This window comes from Marinitenerispora sediminis, from assembly GCF_003336425.1.
Taxonomy (GTDB): Bacteria; Actinomycetota; Actinomycetes; order Streptosporangiales; family Streptosporangiaceae; genus Marinitenerispora; species Marinitenerispora sediminis.
The window spans coordinates 23,298-38,979 of the sequence record NZ_QEIO01000042.1 but is presented as its reverse complement, the minus strand read 5'-3'; the positions used below and the strand labels follow the sequence as shown (position 1 = coordinate 38,979).

The 15,682-nt window shown below is 74.4% G+C and carries 16 protein-coding genes; 6 read left to right on the top strand and 10 right to left on the bottom strand.

The window, feature by feature from the left end:
• Window positions 1–804, bottom strand: an 804-nt coding sequence (locus DEF28_RS10635; protein WP_147281058.1) for a hypothetical protein, incomplete at its 3' end; no start/stop codon positions are given.
• A gap of 195 nt (window positions 805–999) precedes the next feature.
• Window positions 1,000–1,689, bottom strand: coding sequence for a TetR/AcrR family transcriptional regulator (locus DEF28_RS10630; protein ID WP_114400800.1), 690 nt, complete (start codon window positions 1,687–1,689; stop codon window positions 1,000–1,002).
• A gap of 81 nt (window positions 1,690–1,770) precedes the next feature.
• Here DEF28_RS10630 and DEF28_RS10625 point away from each other — a divergent pair, with 81 nt between their 5' ends.
• The gene (locus DEF28_RS10625; protein ID WP_114433191.1) at window positions 1,771–2,991 is read left to right on the top strand and encodes a hypothetical protein; all 1,221 of its coding nucleotides are present in this window, start codon (window positions 1,771–1,773) and stop codon (window positions 2,989–2,991) included.
• A gap of 120 nt (window positions 2,992–3,111) precedes the next feature.
• Here the strand turns inward: DEF28_RS10625 and DEF28_RS10620 are convergent, their stop codons facing one another.
• Window positions 3,112–3,858: a DUF2306 domain-containing protein gene (locus tag DEF28_RS10620; protein WP_114433190.1), complete on the bottom strand. Its 747-nt coding sequence runs from the start codon at window positions 3,856–3,858 to the stop codon at window positions 3,112–3,114.
• Window positions 3,859–4,053: 195 nt separating this feature from the next.
• Here DEF28_RS10620 and DEF28_RS10615 point away from each other — a divergent pair, with 195 nt between their 5' ends.
• Window positions 4,054–4,881 carry a hypothetical protein gene (locus tag DEF28_RS10615; RefSeq protein ID WP_114397619.1) on the top strand — a complete coding sequence of 276 codons (828 nt, stop codon included), beginning with the start codon at window positions 4,054–4,056 and terminating at the stop codon, window positions 4,879–4,881.
• A 163-nt stretch (window positions 4,882–5,044) separates the two neighbouring features.
• Here the strand turns inward: DEF28_RS10615 and DEF28_RS10610 are convergent, their stop codons facing one another.
• From DEF28_RS10610 to DEF28_RS10600, 3 genes are all read right to left on the bottom strand, one after another.
• A complete protein-coding gene (locus DEF28_RS10610; RefSeq protein ID WP_114397620.1) occupies window positions 5,045–5,923 on the bottom strand; it encodes a patatin-like phospholipase family protein in 879 nt (292 codons plus the stop codon).
• Window positions 5,924–5,987: 64 nt separating this feature from the next.
• Window positions 5,988–6,917 (bottom strand): oxidoreductase, encoded by a 930-nt coding sequence (locus tag DEF28_RS10605; protein ID WP_114397621.1) that lies wholly within the window; start codon window positions 6,915–6,917, stop codon window positions 5,988–5,990.
• A gap of 41 nt (window positions 6,918–6,958) precedes the next feature.
• Complete coding sequence (locus DEF28_RS10600) at window positions 6,959–7,402, bottom strand: ester cyclase (protein WP_114397622.1); 444 nt, start codon at window positions 7,400–7,402, stop codon at window positions 6,959–6,961.
• A gap of 184 nt (window positions 7,403–7,586) precedes the next feature.
• Here DEF28_RS10600 and DEF28_RS10595 point away from each other — a divergent pair, with 184 nt between their 5' ends.
• The 4 genes from DEF28_RS10595 (at window position 7,587) to DEF28_RS10580 (ending at window position 11,350) form a co-directional block, all read left to right on the top strand.
• Window positions 7,587–8,261, top strand: coding sequence for a TetR/AcrR family transcriptional regulator (locus DEF28_RS10595; RefSeq protein ID WP_114397623.1), 675 nt, complete (start codon window positions 7,587–7,589; stop codon window positions 8,259–8,261).
• Window positions 8,262–8,839: 578 nt separating this feature from the next.
• Entirely contained in the window at window positions 8,840–10,195 is a 1,356-nt protein-coding gene (locus tag DEF28_RS10590; RefSeq protein WP_114397624.1) for an amino acid permease, read from the top strand.
• A gap of 160 nt (window positions 10,196–10,355) precedes the next feature.
• Window positions 10,356–10,682 carry a hypothetical protein gene (locus DEF28_RS10585; RefSeq protein WP_114397625.1) on the top strand — a complete coding sequence of 109 codons (327 nt, stop codon included), beginning with the start codon at window positions 10,356–10,358 and terminating at the stop codon, window positions 10,680–10,682.
• Window positions 10,683–10,798: 116 nt separating this feature from the next.
• Window positions 10,799–11,350, top strand: a complete 552-nt coding sequence (locus DEF28_RS10580) for a hypothetical protein (protein ID WP_147280107.1) — start codon at window positions 10,799–10,801, stop codon at window positions 11,348–11,350.
• A gap of 77 nt (window positions 11,351–11,427) precedes the next feature.
• On the opposite strand, the gene DEF28_RS10575 is transcribed toward DEF28_RS10580, so the two are convergent.
• The 4 genes from DEF28_RS10575 to DEF28_RS10560 all read right to left on the bottom strand — a co-directional run bounded on the left by DEF28_RS10575 (window position 11,428) and on the right by DEF28_RS10560 (window position 15,344).
• Window positions 11,428–11,838, bottom strand: coding sequence for a hypothetical protein (locus DEF28_RS10575; RefSeq protein ID WP_114397627.1), 411 nt, complete (start codon window positions 11,836–11,838; stop codon window positions 11,428–11,430).
• A gap of 351 nt (window positions 11,839–12,189) precedes the next feature.
• On the bottom strand, window positions 12,190–13,152 hold the full coding sequence (locus tag DEF28_RS10570) for an EamA family transporter (protein ID WP_114397628.1): 963 nt from the start codon (window positions 13,150–13,152) through the stop codon (window positions 12,190–12,192).
• 414 nt (window positions 13,153–13,566) lie between these two features.
• Complete coding sequence (locus DEF28_RS10565) at window positions 13,567–14,622, bottom strand: FAD-dependent oxidoreductase (protein WP_114397629.1); 1,056 nt, start codon at window positions 14,620–14,622, stop codon at window positions 13,567–13,569.
• A gap of 125 nt (window positions 14,623–14,747) precedes the next feature.
• Window positions 14,748–15,344 carry a DUF6891 domain-containing protein gene (locus DEF28_RS10560; protein ID WP_114397630.1) on the bottom strand — a complete coding sequence of 199 codons (597 nt, stop codon included), beginning with the start codon at window positions 15,342–15,344 and terminating at the stop codon, window positions 14,748–14,750.
• Between the last annotated feature and the right edge of the window lie 338 nt (window positions 15,345–15,682).

Sequence of the window (15,682 nt, the reverse complement as noted above, 5' to 3'; positions counted from 1 at the left end):
GCACGCCCCGGGCGACAGGCGCTGCCGTCCCGGGCGCAGCTCCCCCGCCCGCACCGGGGCGCCCGGGACGGCAGCGCCTGTCGCCCGGGGCGTGCCGGCCGCGCTCTTGAGCAGGCCGGTCAGGCGCTCCGCCGCCTTCCCGGCGTCCTCCCTCCGGCCCTGGGCCTCGGCCTGGTAGAGGTCGCGCACTACGCCGTACACGTTCCGCAGGAGCACTGAGGCCCCTGGGCCGGGGGCGTTGAGGACGCCTTCCACGTCCGCCGCCGAGGCGCGCTCCCGGATCCGGCTGAAGTCGATGGCCTCCCGCACCCTGCGCAGGTGCTCGGCGGCTTCGCGCAGGTCGACGTTGCCGGGGGCGAGGTGGGCGAGGGCGCGTGCCTGGGCGGCGGCGCCCCTGATCGTGGCGGGATCCTCCCGCGCCACGTCCGCGCCGTAGCGGCGCACGTACTCGGCGTGGAACGCGGCGCGGTCCATGACCGTGTCGCCGTACAGGGTGAGTTGGGCGAGCCGTGCGGCGGTGAAGCCGATCCTGGCCGGATCGTCCGCGTCGGCGAGCAGCTTCCTGAGCTCGCCGACTTTCGCGGCCCGGTGCTCCTCGGCGTGCGGGGGCAGCCGCGGCGGCGTGGTCCCCTGGAAGCGGCGGGCGTGGGCGGCGGCCCCTTCGAGAACCGGGTCGCCGGGAAACATGGCCGAGGCCAGGCGTGCGGACAGTGCGGCGGTCAGGGTCCGGTCCTTCTCCGGGTCGGTGGCTCGGAGGAGGGCGTGCGCGACCAGTTCGCGTACGCCGGGGTTCGGTTCCTTCATGGATTCCGCCGTCCTTGCCGTGTCGTGAGCGCTGGCGCGCTCCATGATCACGGTCGGTCCGGCGCGGTGTCCATGACGGTCCGTCCGCATTCCCGTGGTTCCCGGTCGTGGCGGGCACCCCGTCTCTCGCGGCGGCGCGGCCGTCAGGCGCAGGCGGCCCGGGCACGGACGGCGGGGACCGCGCACCGGTCCGGATCACGGCGCGAGCCGGGTGGCGATCCCGTCGAGGATGAGCTCCAGGCCGCTGCGGAAGCCGGCGTCGAAGTCAGCGTCCTCCAGCCGGGCGTGCTCCGCCAGCACCGGGTAGCGGTCGGGCTGGCCGGCGAGGTACGACTGCGCGCGGCGGCGCAGTTCGCGCTCTTCGGCGGGGTCGCGCATCCGGGCCCGCCACACGTTCTCCGTGACGACGTAGCCGTGCACGTAGCTGGAGACCGCGCCGGCTGCCGCCACGAGTTCCGCTCCGGCGAACCCGGCCGCGGCCAGGGCGGCGTGGAAGCGCTCGGAGCGGGCGAGCGCGTTCGGGCCGAGCAGCGGGCGGGTGCCGACCAGCTCGGTCATCCACGGGTGGCGCCGCATCACCCTCCGGCTCTGCACGGCGTGGTGGGTGAGCTCCTCGCGCCAGGCCGGCGGGCGGTCCGCCGGCAGTTCGATCTCGCCCATGGCGGCGTCCAGGGCGAGGTCGAACAGGTCCTCCTTGGTCGCCACGTACTCGTACAGCGACATGGTTGCGGCGCCCAGCCGGGCGGCGAGCCGGCGCATCGAGAAGCCTTGGACGCCCTCGGCGTCGAGCAGCGCGACGGCGGCCTGGACGATCCGCTCCTCGGAGAGCCGGGGCCGGCGGCGCGGCCGGTCCCCGAGCCAGACGGCGGGGTGCGGGCGGGCCATGTCCGCCTCCTTCCGTGCAGTGTACGGAAAAACCGTACACCTAGCGTGGGCGCGTACCCAGGGACCGGACAGGGAGGAACCATGGCGGTGACGGAGCGGCAGTGGGTGCGGGACTACGCGATGCTGGCCCTGCGCGTGAACCGGCGGGTGGTCGGCACGGACGGCGGGACGGTGCTCATCTACCGGGGGCCGGACGAGTGGCGCAACGCGGCGGAGGCCGAGGAGCCGCCTGCGGCCGGCCGGCTCGCCGACGACGCCGAGCGGCTGCTGGACGAGCTCCCGTTCGCCCCGCCGCGGGCGCGCTACCTGGCCGCGCAGGTCCGCGCGCTGCGGGCGGTGGCGCGCCGGCTGGCCGGGGAGGAGCCGCCGCTGCGCCGCTACGCCCGCGAGTGCCTGGGCGTGGAGGTCGAGTGGGTGCCGGAGGAGCTGTTCGAGGCGGCGCACGCGCGGCTGGACGCGGCGCTGCCCGGGGCCGCCGGCACACTGGCGGAGCGGCTGCACGCCTGGCAGGCGCGGCACCGCCTCGCGCCGGGCGCGGCGGGGCGGCTGCCGGAGCTGGTGGGCCGGGCGGTGGCCGAGACCCGCGCCCGCACCAGCGCCATCGTCCCCCTGCCGGCGGACGAGGTCGTCGACTGCGAGGTGCTGCCGCGGGCGCACTTCCTCGCGGCGGGGCACCACCGCGGCGGCAGGCGCTCGACGATCTTCGTCAACGGCGGCCTGCCGTTCAACCTGGCCGACCTGCTGTACGTGGTGGCCCACGAGGGGCATCCCGGCCACATCGCCGAGTCCCTGCTGAAGGAGATCCACCTCCTCGACGGGCAGGGCCGCACCGACCACTGGGTGCGGTTCATGCTCTCGCCGTCCTTCGTGCTCAGCGAGGGGCTCGGCCTGCACGCCCAGGGCATCCTGTTCCCCGGCGACGAGGCCCAGTCCTGGCTGGCCCGCAACGTGCTCGCTGAGCAGGGGGTCCGGCCGGACGGCAGCGACTTCGCGGAGATCCACGCGGCGAGGAACGCGCTGTGGGGCGTGTGGGCCAACGCCGCCCTCCTGGCGGCCCGCGGCCGTCCGGAGCGGGAGGTCGCCGGCTACCTGTCCCGGTGGGGCCTGCTCGACGAGGCCGAGGTCGGTGCGGCGCTCACCTCGGTGGGCGCCCCGGGCATGAGCCTGTACGTCTTCGGCTACTACCACGGGTGGCGGCTGCTGGGCCCCTGGCTGGACGCCCCCGACCGCTCCGCCCGGGTGCGCCGGCTGCTCACCGAGCAGCTGCTCCCCGCCGACCTGCGGGAGGACGGCGCGCACTGAGCGGCGTCCGGGCCGGATCCCAGACGCCGCGGGCCCGCCCGCGCGGCTCCACGCGGGCTGGCCGCCGGCGGCGACGCCCCGCGCGGCCGCCGCCGGCGGCGGCCTGGCGGTCGCGACCGGTCAGGCCGGTCGCGCCGACTCCGCCGGGACCGGGCCGCCCGCCCGCCGGATCCGGGCGTCCCGGCGCTGCGCCCGGCCCCGGGACCTGGTGCGCTGCAGCCACCATTCGGCGACGAGCAGGTTCACCACCCAGCTCAGCCACGCGGACACTCCGAGCGCCTGGGCGAACACCGCCGGGTCGGGGCTGCCCCCGGTCAGCGCCTCCGGCGTGAACACCGCCATGCACACCACCATCCAGAGCCGGTTGGCGACGATGGAGAAGCTCAGCGCGAAGCTGCGCACCATCCACTCCCGGTGCGCGGCGAACCGCCGCTGCCGCGCCGCCCGGTACCCGGCGGCCGTGGTGAGCAGCCACAGCACCGCCAGCAGCGTGTTGGCCGCCTGCTGTGTCGGGCCCAGGGCGCCGAAGGGGGCGACGAACAGGACCGCCACCCCGGCGGGCAGCACGCCGCCGAACACGTAGACGCGCCCGCTCCACCGGTGCACGGCCGGGTGGCGGCGGCGCAGCCACGGCCAGACCTGCAGGCAGGCGGTCAGCAGCGCGACGGTGCCCAGGAAGATGTGCGCCACCAGCATCGGGTAGTACAGCGGGCGGCCGTCCGGTACCGGGATCCGCGAGCGGCTCGGGTCCAGCCCCAGGTAGGGCGGCAGCGCGAACGCGAGGAAGACGACGGTGACCACCGCGAGCGGGGCCACCCACGGACGGCGCACGACGGACATCGCGCGGTCGAGGGGGCGGGAGGGCATGTGCCGGCGTCCTTCGGGTGGGGGGAACGGAGCGTCCCCATCCTGGGCCGCGCGGTGGCACCCGGTCAGGAGTGCGCTCCCGCCTGCCCGGGTGGTGTCCGCACCTCCGCGCGGCGGCACCCGGCCGTCCGCGCCGACTCGGCCGGTCCCGGGTAGGCGTACGATCACCCGAGGACCGCGACCCCCTCTGGAGCGATGATGACCGTACCGGGTGACTCCCGCGCCGCCGGTTCCCCCGCCGACATGGCCGAGCTGCGCCGGACGATCGACGTCTGGAAGTCCGCGGGAGAACGGCGGTGGGCGGACGTCGCCGCGCTCGTCCCCCGCTTCGCCGAACTGGCGCGCGACCCCGCAGCCTCCGACGACGACGTCTTCGCCGCGGGCACGGGCATCACCGCTGTCCTGACCACGGCGGGGACCGTCCGGCCGCACGAGGGCACCGAGCGCGCGGACGGGACGGACAGCTACCGGGAGGCCGAGGCCTACTTCCGGACGCAACTCGACGTACAGGACGTCCAGGAGCGCCGGGCCACCGAGCGGGTGGAGCGGCCGCGCCAGCCCGGGTGGCAGCACCAGGTGCGGCGGGTCTCGCCGCTGGTGCTCCACTCGACCGCCGTCGTGCGGACCGCCGCCCACTACTACCTCGGGCAGGCCCTCGTCGGGCAGGGGAGGCTGGCCGAGGGCCGGGAGGCGCTGGAGGCGTCGCTCGGTGAGTCGACGCGGCTGCCGGGGCTGTGGGCTGGGGTGCGGGCGGGCCGCGGCACCGTGTCGGTGCGGGAGCGGCTGGCGCTCGGCGCGCTGGGGGCCCTGTACCGCAGCGGCGTCCGCGACCTGGTGAAGCACGCCCGTGAGCACCTGGTGGCCCTCCAGGCCCGACGGGAGTCCGACGCCGCGGTGGGCGTGCGCTCCGCACTGGGCGGCCGGCGGGCGCGGGCCCGTGCGCAGTCCGCCGACTCCGTCCGGCTGCCCTCCGGGGCGCGCCGGACCGTGCGGCGGCACCGGAACGGGTCCCGGCCCCGCTGAGATCCGGCGCCGGAGCGCCGGAGGAGTCCGGCGTGCACGCCGCCTCTCCCGGTGGCGCCCGGCCGGGCGCCGGCCGCGTCATGCGGGGCGGAGCCTGATGGCGCGCGATGGACGCCGATGCCTGCGGCGACGGTCCCCCCTCTGACCGCCGAGTGGCTGTCCCTCACCGCAGCGCCGCGACCTGCTGGGCAGCCTTGCGGCCGTCGTCCAGGCCGATCTGGGTGGCGCGGGGGCGCAGTCGTTGGTCGAGGAGTTCTCCGGCGACTTCGGTGAAGTCCGGGCCGTCGGTGATCCTCACGATGCGTAGACCCTGTCGTTCGAGCTCGTCGAGTTCCGCGTCCTCGGCCACGTTGGCGAGTGCTCCCGCTCGGGGGCCGATGAAGACGATGGCGTCGAGGTTCTTCTCCTCGGCCAGTGCGGCGGCGCTGGGGAGGCGGGGGGCGTCGCAGTAATGGGCGCCGTCGAACTGGACCGGTGGGAAGAAGCCGGGTACGGCGCAGGATGACGCGACGGCTGCGGCCAGACCAATGCCGTCGTTTCGCGTCCACAGCACAGTCTCGCCGGTTTCACAGCGCACGCTGGTGATGCGCAGGTCGCCCTCCGGCCAGGTGGAAAGCGGCAGTACGGACCCCAGCACGTGCACGGCCGTGTCCTGGTCCTGGTCGCGTGTGGCGGCCATGGCGAGGTGACCGATGGTGCGTGCTCGCTCGATGCTTGGTCCTTCGGGGGAGAGCATCAAGCGCATGATCTCCGGTGGAACCGCGCTGGTGCCGCCACTGGTGTCAGTGGTGGTGCCGGGGGTTGGTTCAGGTAGCGGTGCCAGTGGCGTGAGCAGGGCGCCGCTCTGTTCGGTGCGGGCGCGCTCGACCAGGTCGACTCCGCCCATGGCCATCGCCGCGACGTAGGCGCCGGCCGATGTGCCGACGGCGACCGAGCAGTCCGAGAGGGTGAATGCCGCGTGCTCGCTCAGGGCGGCGAGTACACCGGTCTCCCAGGCGATGCCGACCCAGCCGCCTCCGCCGAGGATCACTCCGGTGTTCATGTCCGACTCCTTGCGTGGGTGTGGTGTTGGTCGAGGGGGTGTACGCCGTGCCGACTATTGGGGCCTAGGGTGCTGTTTCGGTCCCGGGGTCGAAGGGCACGCCGGTGAGCTGTTCACTCGCCGTCCACAGCCGCCTGGCCTCATCGGTGTCGTTCGCTCCTCTGGGGAGCTTGGCGAGTCTGGGGGTGCCGGAGGTCTGGTCGCGGCCGGCCGGGCCGATGAACTGTCCGGAGCTGACGTGCGTACTGGTCGCTGCGTACAGGAGTGGCCAGGCGGCACCGTCGGCCGATCCCATGAGCAGGCGCGCGGCGACCGGGGTGACGATTCGGCTCAGTGTCCCGGTGCCGTGCTGCTGGAGTCCGGTCATCGCTGATCCCGGGTGGACGACGAGTGCTGCGAGGCGGCTGTGTGCGGTCCGGCGGGCGAGTTCGAGGGTGTAGACGATATTGGCGCGCTTGGACTTCGCGTAGGCGCCCATGGCGCGGTAGCTCTTCTCGCTCATCAGGTCGTCGAGTCTGCCCATCGGCCATCGTGCGGCGATGGCGCTGACGGTGACCACCCGCGGTGCGGGGGCGCGGTGTACGGCGGGCCAGACCTGGGCGTCGAAGGCGAAGTGGCCGAGGTGGTTGGTGCCGACCGTCATCTCGAAACCGTCGCGTGTCAGCCGCCGCTCGGGCAGGTTCATCACGCCGGCGTTGTTGAACAGCAGGTCGATCGTCTCGACGGTCTCGGCGATTCGCGTGGCGGCGTCACGGATGGAGGAGAGGTCGGCGAGGTCGAGTACCAGCGTGTCGGTCCGGGCCCCGGGTGCGGCAGCGCGCACGGTCTCGGCGGCCTGATCCAGTTTGGTCCGGCTGCGTCCCGCCAGGATGACGCGGGCGCCGTGCCGGGCCAGGACGCGCGCGGTCTCCAGTCCGATCCCGCTGCTCCCGCCGGTGATCAGCGCGGTGCGGCCGCTCTGGTCGGGGATGCTGTCAGGTGTCCAGTGGTTCATCTCTGTGCGTCTCCGCCGGTTCGTTGTGTGCTGTGCGCGGGTCATCCGGCACTCGGAAGGGTCGTGAGGCCGAGCTGGAGAAGCAGTCCGAGGATGTCCTCGGCGAAGGTGGCCTCGGCGATCTTGTGGTTCTTGATGCGGTACACGCCGACGCCCAGCCATCGGGCGTGCTTGCCGGTGGGAGCGGTGCCCATGAAGTCGCCGGTGTGGGTGCCGCTGTTGGTGAACAGCAGCACGGCGGTGTCGCCCTGCGCGACGACCTGGAGGACGTCCAGGCGCATGCCGGTGAAGGCGCCGGCGGCGTTGGCCGCCATAAAGCTCTTGTAGGCGTCGATGCCGTGGTACTCGCCCAGGCTGCCGCCGCGCCAGACCATGTCGCCGGCCCAGAGCTCGTCGATCGCGTCGAGGTTGCCTCCGTTGACGACTTCGTCGACGAAGCGGCTGACGACCGCGATGTTGGCTTCGGTGCTTGCGGCGGGGCTCATAGTGTTCTCGCTTTCAGGGGGTGCTGTGGCAGCCCCTCGCGTAAGCGGCAAGCTGCTGACATCGGTGCATGAAGCGGCCCGGAAGGCGCCGGATACCTGGTCCAGGAGGTCTTCTGCGGCGCGCCCCCAACATAAGGGACCGGTGGTCTGATGTCAAAAGACCGGCAGTTTGTAATATGAGGGCATGACGAACTTCCAGCGTGCCCGCAGTGAGGAGCAGCGCGAGATCCGGCGCCAGGCAGTACTGGACACCACCGCGGCCATGCTTGAGGAGATGCCGGCCGGTGCCGTCAGCCTCAATGAACTGAGCCGCCGGGTCGGGCTGGCGAAGTCCAACGTGCTGCGCTACTTCGAATCCCGCGAAGCGATCCTGCTGGAGCTGCTGGACCGCGCCTGGCAGCAGTGGATCGCCGACCTGCCCGCCCTCCTCGACGCCGGGATCGACCAGGCGGCGTCCGTGGAGCGGCGCACGGAGCAGTTCGCCGCCGCCGTCGCCCGCTCCCTCGCCGAGCGCCGGGTTCTGTGCGACCTGCTGAGCTCCCAGGCGGGCGTCCTGGAGCACAACGTCTCCGCCGAGGTGGCCGCCCGCTACAAGCGCGCGGCCGTGGCCAACGTCGGCGCCATCGCCACGCTGACCGGCCGCTACCTGCCCGAACTGGGCGAGGACGCCCCGCGGCTGACCGCAGCCGTGATCATGGCAATCGGTGCCGTATGGACGCACGCCCACCCCTCCGAGGCGATGGTCGCCGCCTACCAGGCCGACCCGTCACTCACCGCGTTCAAGCTGGACTTCGTCACCGCCCTACAAGACATGCTGGCCACCCTCACCGCAGGCACCATCGCCCGCGCCTCCCTTTGACCCGCTCCGCTGCCTGCGCGGCGCCCCAGACGGACCTCTTCACCCGCCGCGGTGCCGTCGTCGCACCCGCTGGCGCTCACGACGACCTCGCCCGGGACGTCGAGGAGGACGAGGCTCGTGCGAGCGGCCTCGACGACCTCGGCTCAGGTCTCCTGCTCGTTGCGCGCCGGTACCACGACGCTGACGGTCCTTTCCTCACGCAGCGTGCGCTCCGGGGCGAGCACCAGGTCGAGTCCGACATCCATGAGGCGTCTCCGCATGCCTGCCATGTCCACGAGTCGGCGGCGGCGCCAGCGTCCGGAGGGCGGGGCAGGGCCGGGATCGGCATCGGGCCGCCTACTCAGCATCGCGACAGAACGGGCGGTCGTGCCGGCGGCGAAGGCCGCGTCGGCGCCGCCGGGCGGCCCGGGGCCGGAGCTTCCGCGACACGCATGCCGTCCCGGGGGAGCTGGCGTGTGCGGCGCGCTCCGGGCCGCGTAGCCTCAATGGGCGTGAACCCGCATGCCACGCCGCCTTCGAAGGCGGCCTCCCGTACCACCCCGGCGTCCGGTCTGGCGCAGGGTCTGCGCCGCCGCCACATGACGATGATCGCCATCGGCGGCTCGGTCGGCGCCGGACTCTTCGTCGGCTCCGGTGCCGTGATCAACGCCGCCGGGCCGGCGGCCGTCGTCTCCTACCTCCTCGCCGGCGTCCTGGTGCTGTGCACTCTGCGCGCCTTGGGCGAGATGGTGGTCGCCCGTCCGGCCGCCGGCGCCTTCTCCGACTACGCCCGCCTGGCGCTGGGGCCCCGCGCCGGGTTCTGCATCGGCTGGCTGTACTGGTGGCTGTACAGCGTGCTGGTCGCGGCCGAGGCGGTGGCCGGCGCCGCGATCCTGGCGCAGTGGGTGCCCGCGCCCGGGTGGCTGCTCTCGCTGGGGCTGCTGCTGGTCATGACCGCGGCGAACCTGGTGTCGGTGCGGGTGTTCGGTGAGACGGAGTCGCTGTTCTCGCTGGTGAAGATCGCGACCATCGTGGTGTTCCTGGTCCTGGGCGGCCTGTTCGCGGTGGGCCTGTGGCCCGGCACGGACGGCATGAGCGTCGCGAACCTCTGGCAGCACGGCGGGTTCGCCCCCAACGGCTGGGTCGCGGTGGGCGCCGCCACGGTCGTGGTGCTGTTCTCGTTCGGCGGGGTGGAGATCGTCACGATCGCCGCCGGCGAGAGCGCCGAGCCCGAGGCGGGGGTGGCCCGCGCCACCACCAGCGTGCTGTGGCGCATCGCGCTGTTCTACGTGGCGTCCATCCTCGTCGTGGTGGCGGTGCTGCCGTGGAACTCCACCGACCTGGTGACGAGCCCGTTCGTGTCGGTGATGGAGGCGGTGGGGGTGCCGGCGGCGCCGCTCATCATGGAGATCGTGGTGCTCGTCGCGGTGCTGAGCGTGCTCAACGCCGCGATGTACACCTCCTCGCGCATGCTGCACGTGCTCACCCGGCAGGGGGACGCGCCCCGCGCGCTGGCGGCGGTCAACCGGCGCGGCGTGCCGACCCGGGCGATCCTGCTGGGCACCGTGGTGGGGTACCTGTCGGTGATCGGCAACTACCTGTGGCCCGACACGGTGTTCGCGTTCCTGGTCGCGTCGATCGGGGCGATCCTCCTCATCCTCTTCATCACCATCATGGTGTCCCACCTGCGGATGGGGGCGCTGCTGCGCCGGGAGTCGCCGGAGCTTCTCACGTTCCGGATGTGGGGATTCCCGTACCTGTCGTGGCTGACGCTCGCCGGGCTGCTGGTCGTGCTGGTCGCGATGGCGTTCCTGCCGGAGCAGCGAATGCCGCTGCTGGCCACCCTGGCGAGCGTGGCCGCGGTCCTCGTGGGCTACGAGCTGCGCCGCCGCCTCGGCCGCACGCCGGTCAGCGACCAGGCGCTGGAGCCGGGCCGCGACCCCGGCGCGGGGTGAGCCGGCCCGCCGACCGGAGCGGAGGGGCGTCGGCCGTGGTCGGCGCCCCCGTCGCCGCTCAGGCGCGGAGCCGGGGCGGAGGGGCGTCGGCGGCCGGTTCCGCGGTACGCCGGCCCGCGGCGGGCCGGGACGCGGGCCGTGTGTCCTAGAGTGCTGGCCCATGGATATCGGAGTCGTCTTCTCCTCCCTCGCGGCCACCGCCGCCTTCGTCTACGGCCCTCAGACCCTCGATAAGGTCATCAAGATCAAGGAGCACCTGAACCACCTCAGCCACCAGGTTTCCCACGCCATCTCACGGGGGGACCAGCACGCCGCCGTGGCCGAGGAGCGGGCCGACGACACCTCCCAGCGCCTGGCCCGCGTCGAGCGGACCCACTCGGTGGTCAAGGCGGTGCGCACCCGCGGCTCCGCCCAGCACACGCTGCGGGCCCATCACCTGCGTGCGGCCCGCGCCGCGGGGCGGCAGCGCAACGGGCCGTCGGCCTGACCGAGGGGGGCCAGGCACCGCCCAGGGGCATCGCCAGAACCGGTGACGCGTGTCAGCGGCACCCGCCCTCGGGCGCAGACCCCGCGGTGTCCGACATGGCGGCTAGCATCCCGGCCATGACGATGATGTTCGATGTCTTCCTGCACGCGGGTCAGGGGACGAGGCTCGTGGGCGGGGTCATCAGCCGCAATGACGGGGAGATCCATCGCGGGCACCTTCCCGAGTTCGGGTTGCAGCTCATCCTGGACGCGTGGCGCAGCGCGTGGGTGGCCAACGCCCCCCTGTCCCCCGAGACGGAGGCCGAGTTCGCGGAGCTGTGGGGGCTCCTCCTCGGCCGCGACGTCCGTGTGGACTCCGCCGGCTACCTCCTGCGGGACGACACACTGGAGGTGCGCGAGCCGCGGGCCAGGGCCAGCGACGTCTACGCGGGCCAGGTAGTCGGAGGCGGAAAGGACGAGCGGAGCCGCTACCTCTCCCTCAAGCCCGATGCCGGCGAATTCGTCCGGCGGACGAGCGGCGTCATCGCGTCGTTCGACCTCACCGACGACGAAGCCTGGCCGGACGCCGACTTCGAGCTGGAGGTCACCGATGGGCGCTACCTCGCCCACCTCTCCGCCAACGCGTGGTTCGAGACCGCCTTCACTGGGGCCCTGCCGTACGCCTACTAGGCGGTTACTAGGCGGTGTTCTGCGGACGGGCGAGGCCGCGGAGCCGGACCCGGTTGGCGGCGAGTGGGGCGGTCGCGTCACCGCGGCCCTCGTGGGCTGCCTGGCCGCCACCGCCCGGCTCCGAGCAGGTTGAGTGCCTGTTCGGCGGTGGTGCGGCCCTGGTAGGCCTCCCGGACGAAGGCCAGCGGCCTACCACCCCGAAGAACAGCGTCCGCGGCGGTCCTCGTTCTGGTCGCCGCGATGTCGCGGGAGCGCGGGCGGGCGCGGATCGCGGTCAAGGAGCAGGCCTTGCCGCCGAGCAGCCGGTCGGGCGGCCGTGCGGGATCGGCCCCGCGCGGCAGCGCGGCGAACATGCGGTGGCGGGCGAGCACCATGGCGGAGTCGATGCCGGCGCCGAGGGGTTCGCCGACGGCGGCGCCGACACGCGGCCGCTCGGCGATGGCGTCCCCGCGCTCCCGTCCAGCGACCAGCGCGCTGCCGCCCGGCAACGGTCTTCCGGAGCCCGAAGTGCTCGGGCAGGTCCCAGCAGGTCCCATCCGGCGTCAGTGAGCCCCCGGCGTCGGACCCGTCACCCCACGCTTCCCGAGCACTGGCCCGCCCCGCAGCCCCTTCAAGAACAGGCTTGAGACCGGGTACCGAGGGCGGCCGCCGCGCCGAGGACGCACGAGGACCTGAACCGCCCGGCAGCGCGTTCGTCGTCATCTCTCCCGACGACGAGCCCCTTGACCGGGGTCCACCCCGGTCCGCGCCCGGCAGACCGAGCGTCGCGTCCGGCCGCACTCCGGCTGCCTTCGGTGCCGGAACAGAGCCGGGAGCTGCCGACCTTCCGGCCGGACGACTCAGGCCCCGGTCCGGGCGCGGTCCGCGGCCGTGTCGGCGCGGGCGGGAGCGTCGCCGGAGCCGCCCACGGCGCTCTGCCCGATGAAGGCACCCGCCACCACGATGACCGCGCCCGCCGTCTGCGCCGGGGTCAGGGCCTCCCCCAGCATCAGCCACGCCAGAACGATCCCGGTCACCACCTCCAGGTAGGCCACCGCGCCGGCCACCCCCGGCGAGAGGCGGCGGACGCCTGCCACCCCGGTCACGTAGGCCACGGCGGTGGAGACCAGCGCCAGCCATCCCACCGAGACCAGCGCCGAGGTGCTGACGCCCGCGAGCTCCACCTCGCCGGCGAGCAGCGGCCACGGCAGCGTCCAGGGCCGGGCGATGACGGTGATGATCGCGGCGGCGACCAGGGCGCCGTAGGAGATGACGGCGAGCGGGTCGACCTCGTCCCCGGCGGCGTCGGAGAGCAGGAAGTACCCGGCCTGGCAGACCGCCGCCCCCAGGGCGAGCGCCAGCCCGATCGGGTCGAGCCGTACCCCTGCCCACACCTCCACGAGGCAGGCGAGGCCGGCGAGCGCCAGCGCCACGCCCACGGCGGCGGCGCGCGGGATGCGCTGCCGGCGGACCAGCCGGATCCAGGCCAGCACGAGGATGGGGCCGAGGAACTCGATGAGCAGCGCCACGCCGACCGGGATCCGGGAGATCGCGGCGAAGTAGAACGCCTGCACGCCGGCCATGGGGAACGCGCCGTAGGCGAGCAGGAGCCAGGGGTGCGTGCGCAGGACGCGGCGGTGCCGGACCGCGAGCGGGAGCAGCAGCAGGGCGGCACCGGCCACCCGCAGCCAGGTGACCTGGAGCGGGTCCACGCCCGCGTCGATCAGCGGCCGGGCGAAGGGGCCCGAACCCCCGAAGGCGAGGGCGGAGGCGAGCGCGAAGCCGAGCCCGGAGGCGCGGTGCCGGGTGGCGGTCTCACCCACGGCGGGCCGCCGGGCCGGGGAGGACGTGCGAGGGAGGCGTGATCACCCGATGATCCTAGCCAGGGCGGCACCGGGCGGGTGCGCGGTCCAGGCACGGCGCGTCCGGCCTGCCGACCGGGGGGTGAGGGGCGAGGCCGACGGCGGCGGCTGCCTGCGGGACGGCACCGTGTCGCGGGCCCAGGGCCGGTGCTCGGCCTCCGACGACTGCGGCCCCGGGGGCGGGGCGGCGAGCGGCCGCCCACCGCGGCCCGCTCCGCCTCCGGTGCTAGAACCCGGGGCGACGAGGTCGGAACCGGCACCCCGGGACGCTGCGGGTCGCCCGGGGACCGGCTCACGCTCCTCGCCCTCGCTCGCGGGCGGGCCGCCGCCCCGGGTGCGGCACGCGCCGTCCCATGGAACTCCGGCCACCGCGGGTCAGGGGGTGCCGGCGGGCACGAACTCCTCCGCGGCGGCGCGGCCCTCGGCCTGCAGCCTGCGGACCACCGGCCGGACACGCTCCTCGTAGCGGGCGAGCGCGGCCGCGACCCCGTCACCGCGGCGCAGCTCCCCGGCCAGTGCCTCGGCGCCCGCCAGCGCCATCCCGGCCCCCTGGCCGGTGAGCAGCGACAGCGCCTGGCAGGCGTCACCCACCAGCGCCACCCGGCCGCGGCTCCAGGCCGGCATCTCGACCTGGGCCACCCGGTCGTAGTACACCTGGGCCGGCTCGGGGCAGCGCTCCAGGAGCCGGGGGACGATCCAGCCGAGCCCGCCGTACACCTGCCGCAACCGCGCGCGCGGATCGGCGGGCAGCGGCGCGCCGGCGGGGGCGCGGTGGGAGAACAGGGTGGCCACCCGGCCGCCGTCCAGGGGGTAGGCGCCGACCTGCACGCCCGGGGCGTCCAGCATGTGCAGCGCGTCGCCCAGGCTCCGCGCCGTTTCGGAGTCGTGGAGCACATAGGCGGCGGTGTGGAACCCGAGGTCGCGGATGAAGCGCTCCTCGGCGCCGAAGGCCAGGGCGCGGACCCGCGAGTGGATGCCGTCGGCGCCCACCAGGAGGTCCGCGACCTCGACGGTGCCGTCGGTCAGGGCGACCGCGAGGCCGTCGCCGTGCTCGGTGAACCCCTCGACGCCGGTGCCGTACCTGACCGGCGATCGGGAGGAGAGGGCACCGAGCAGGATGCCCTCCAGGTCGCCCCGCATGAGCGAGACCACCCGGTCGGCCGCGGGCCCCTCGTCGGTGAAGCGGTCCCGCACGCTCCCGTCGCCGTGGTGGTACACGAGTTCGGAGAGGGAGAAGGCGCGCGCCCGCAGCCGCGGGAGGAGCCTCATGCGCTCGACCGCCTCGTAGCCGGGGCCCCGGCAGTCGAGCATGTAGCCCGCGCCGTGCGGTCCCGGCGCCCGCTCCACGAGGACGACGTCGTGGCCGTCGCGCTCCAGCCACCACGCCAGGGCCAGCCCGGCGATCCCCGCTCCGCAGACGCAGACCCGCATCGCCGCTTCCCCTCCCGGACTGGCCGACACCCGACGTTGCGGACCCTAGGCGGCCGGGCCGCCCCGGGGCCACCGGTTTTTCGGTCGGCGCACCGGCCGCGGACCCCGCCCGGGCGGGCGCCCGCTCACTCCAGGTCGCGCGGCCCCACCTCGATGCGGAACCGCGGCGTTCCGTCCCAGCTCACCGGCAGCCCGGCCGCGGTGACGGCCTCGACGACCTCGCGTCCGACGGCTGCCGTGCCGTCGTCGGTACCGGCGATGTCGCCGAAGGCGAGGTGGAGTCCGCCGTAGTACATCCCGGCCTCGGTGTCCTGCATGTGGTAGAAGACGAAGCCGCGCGTGTCGGGTCCGGCGAGGTCGAGGATCTCGCCGGATCCGCAGGTCAGGCAGCAGGAGAAGTCGCCGCGGGCGACGATCCCGGCGTCGTCCAGCCGCTCGAACGCCCGGGCGAGCCGCTGCCAGCCGGGCAGGTCGGCCGGGGCCGGGTCGGGTTCGCCCTCCCACAGGGAGTCGACGATCTCCCGCGCCCAGCCGTCGTCGACCGGAGAGCCGTCCCCGAAGCGCTCGACCAGCAGGGCGGCGATGTTGTCGCGCGGCATGAAGCCGACCGCGACGTGCGTCGCGGCCAGCCGTGCCGCGCGCTCGCGCACGCCGGAGTCGAGCGGATGCCCGGTGCCGGTCGCGGCGGCCGAGGCGGTGCCCTCGTCAGAAGGTGGTGTCATGCCGGCATGATGACGGCGGGGTGTGACAGAGCGCCCGCCGCGTCGCAGCGCCGAGCGCGGGGCGTTGAACCACGGCGTGCCGGGAACAAGGTGCCCCCTGTGCTGCTGACCGCGCCAGGCAGCCGGTTCCCTCGGGTGGTGCTGGTCCTCCGGCGCCGGGAATCACGACGGGAGGGGCTCCCGGTAGGTCGTGCCGTCGTCGGCGTGACCCTGCCCCTGGGACATGGCTGGAGTGGTGGGGGCCGCAACGGACCGACTCGTCTCCGCCACTCAGCCACGGGACCGTGGTTCGCCCGGCGGCGGGGGCGCGGTTCGCCGCTCTCCGAGTACCACCCGTG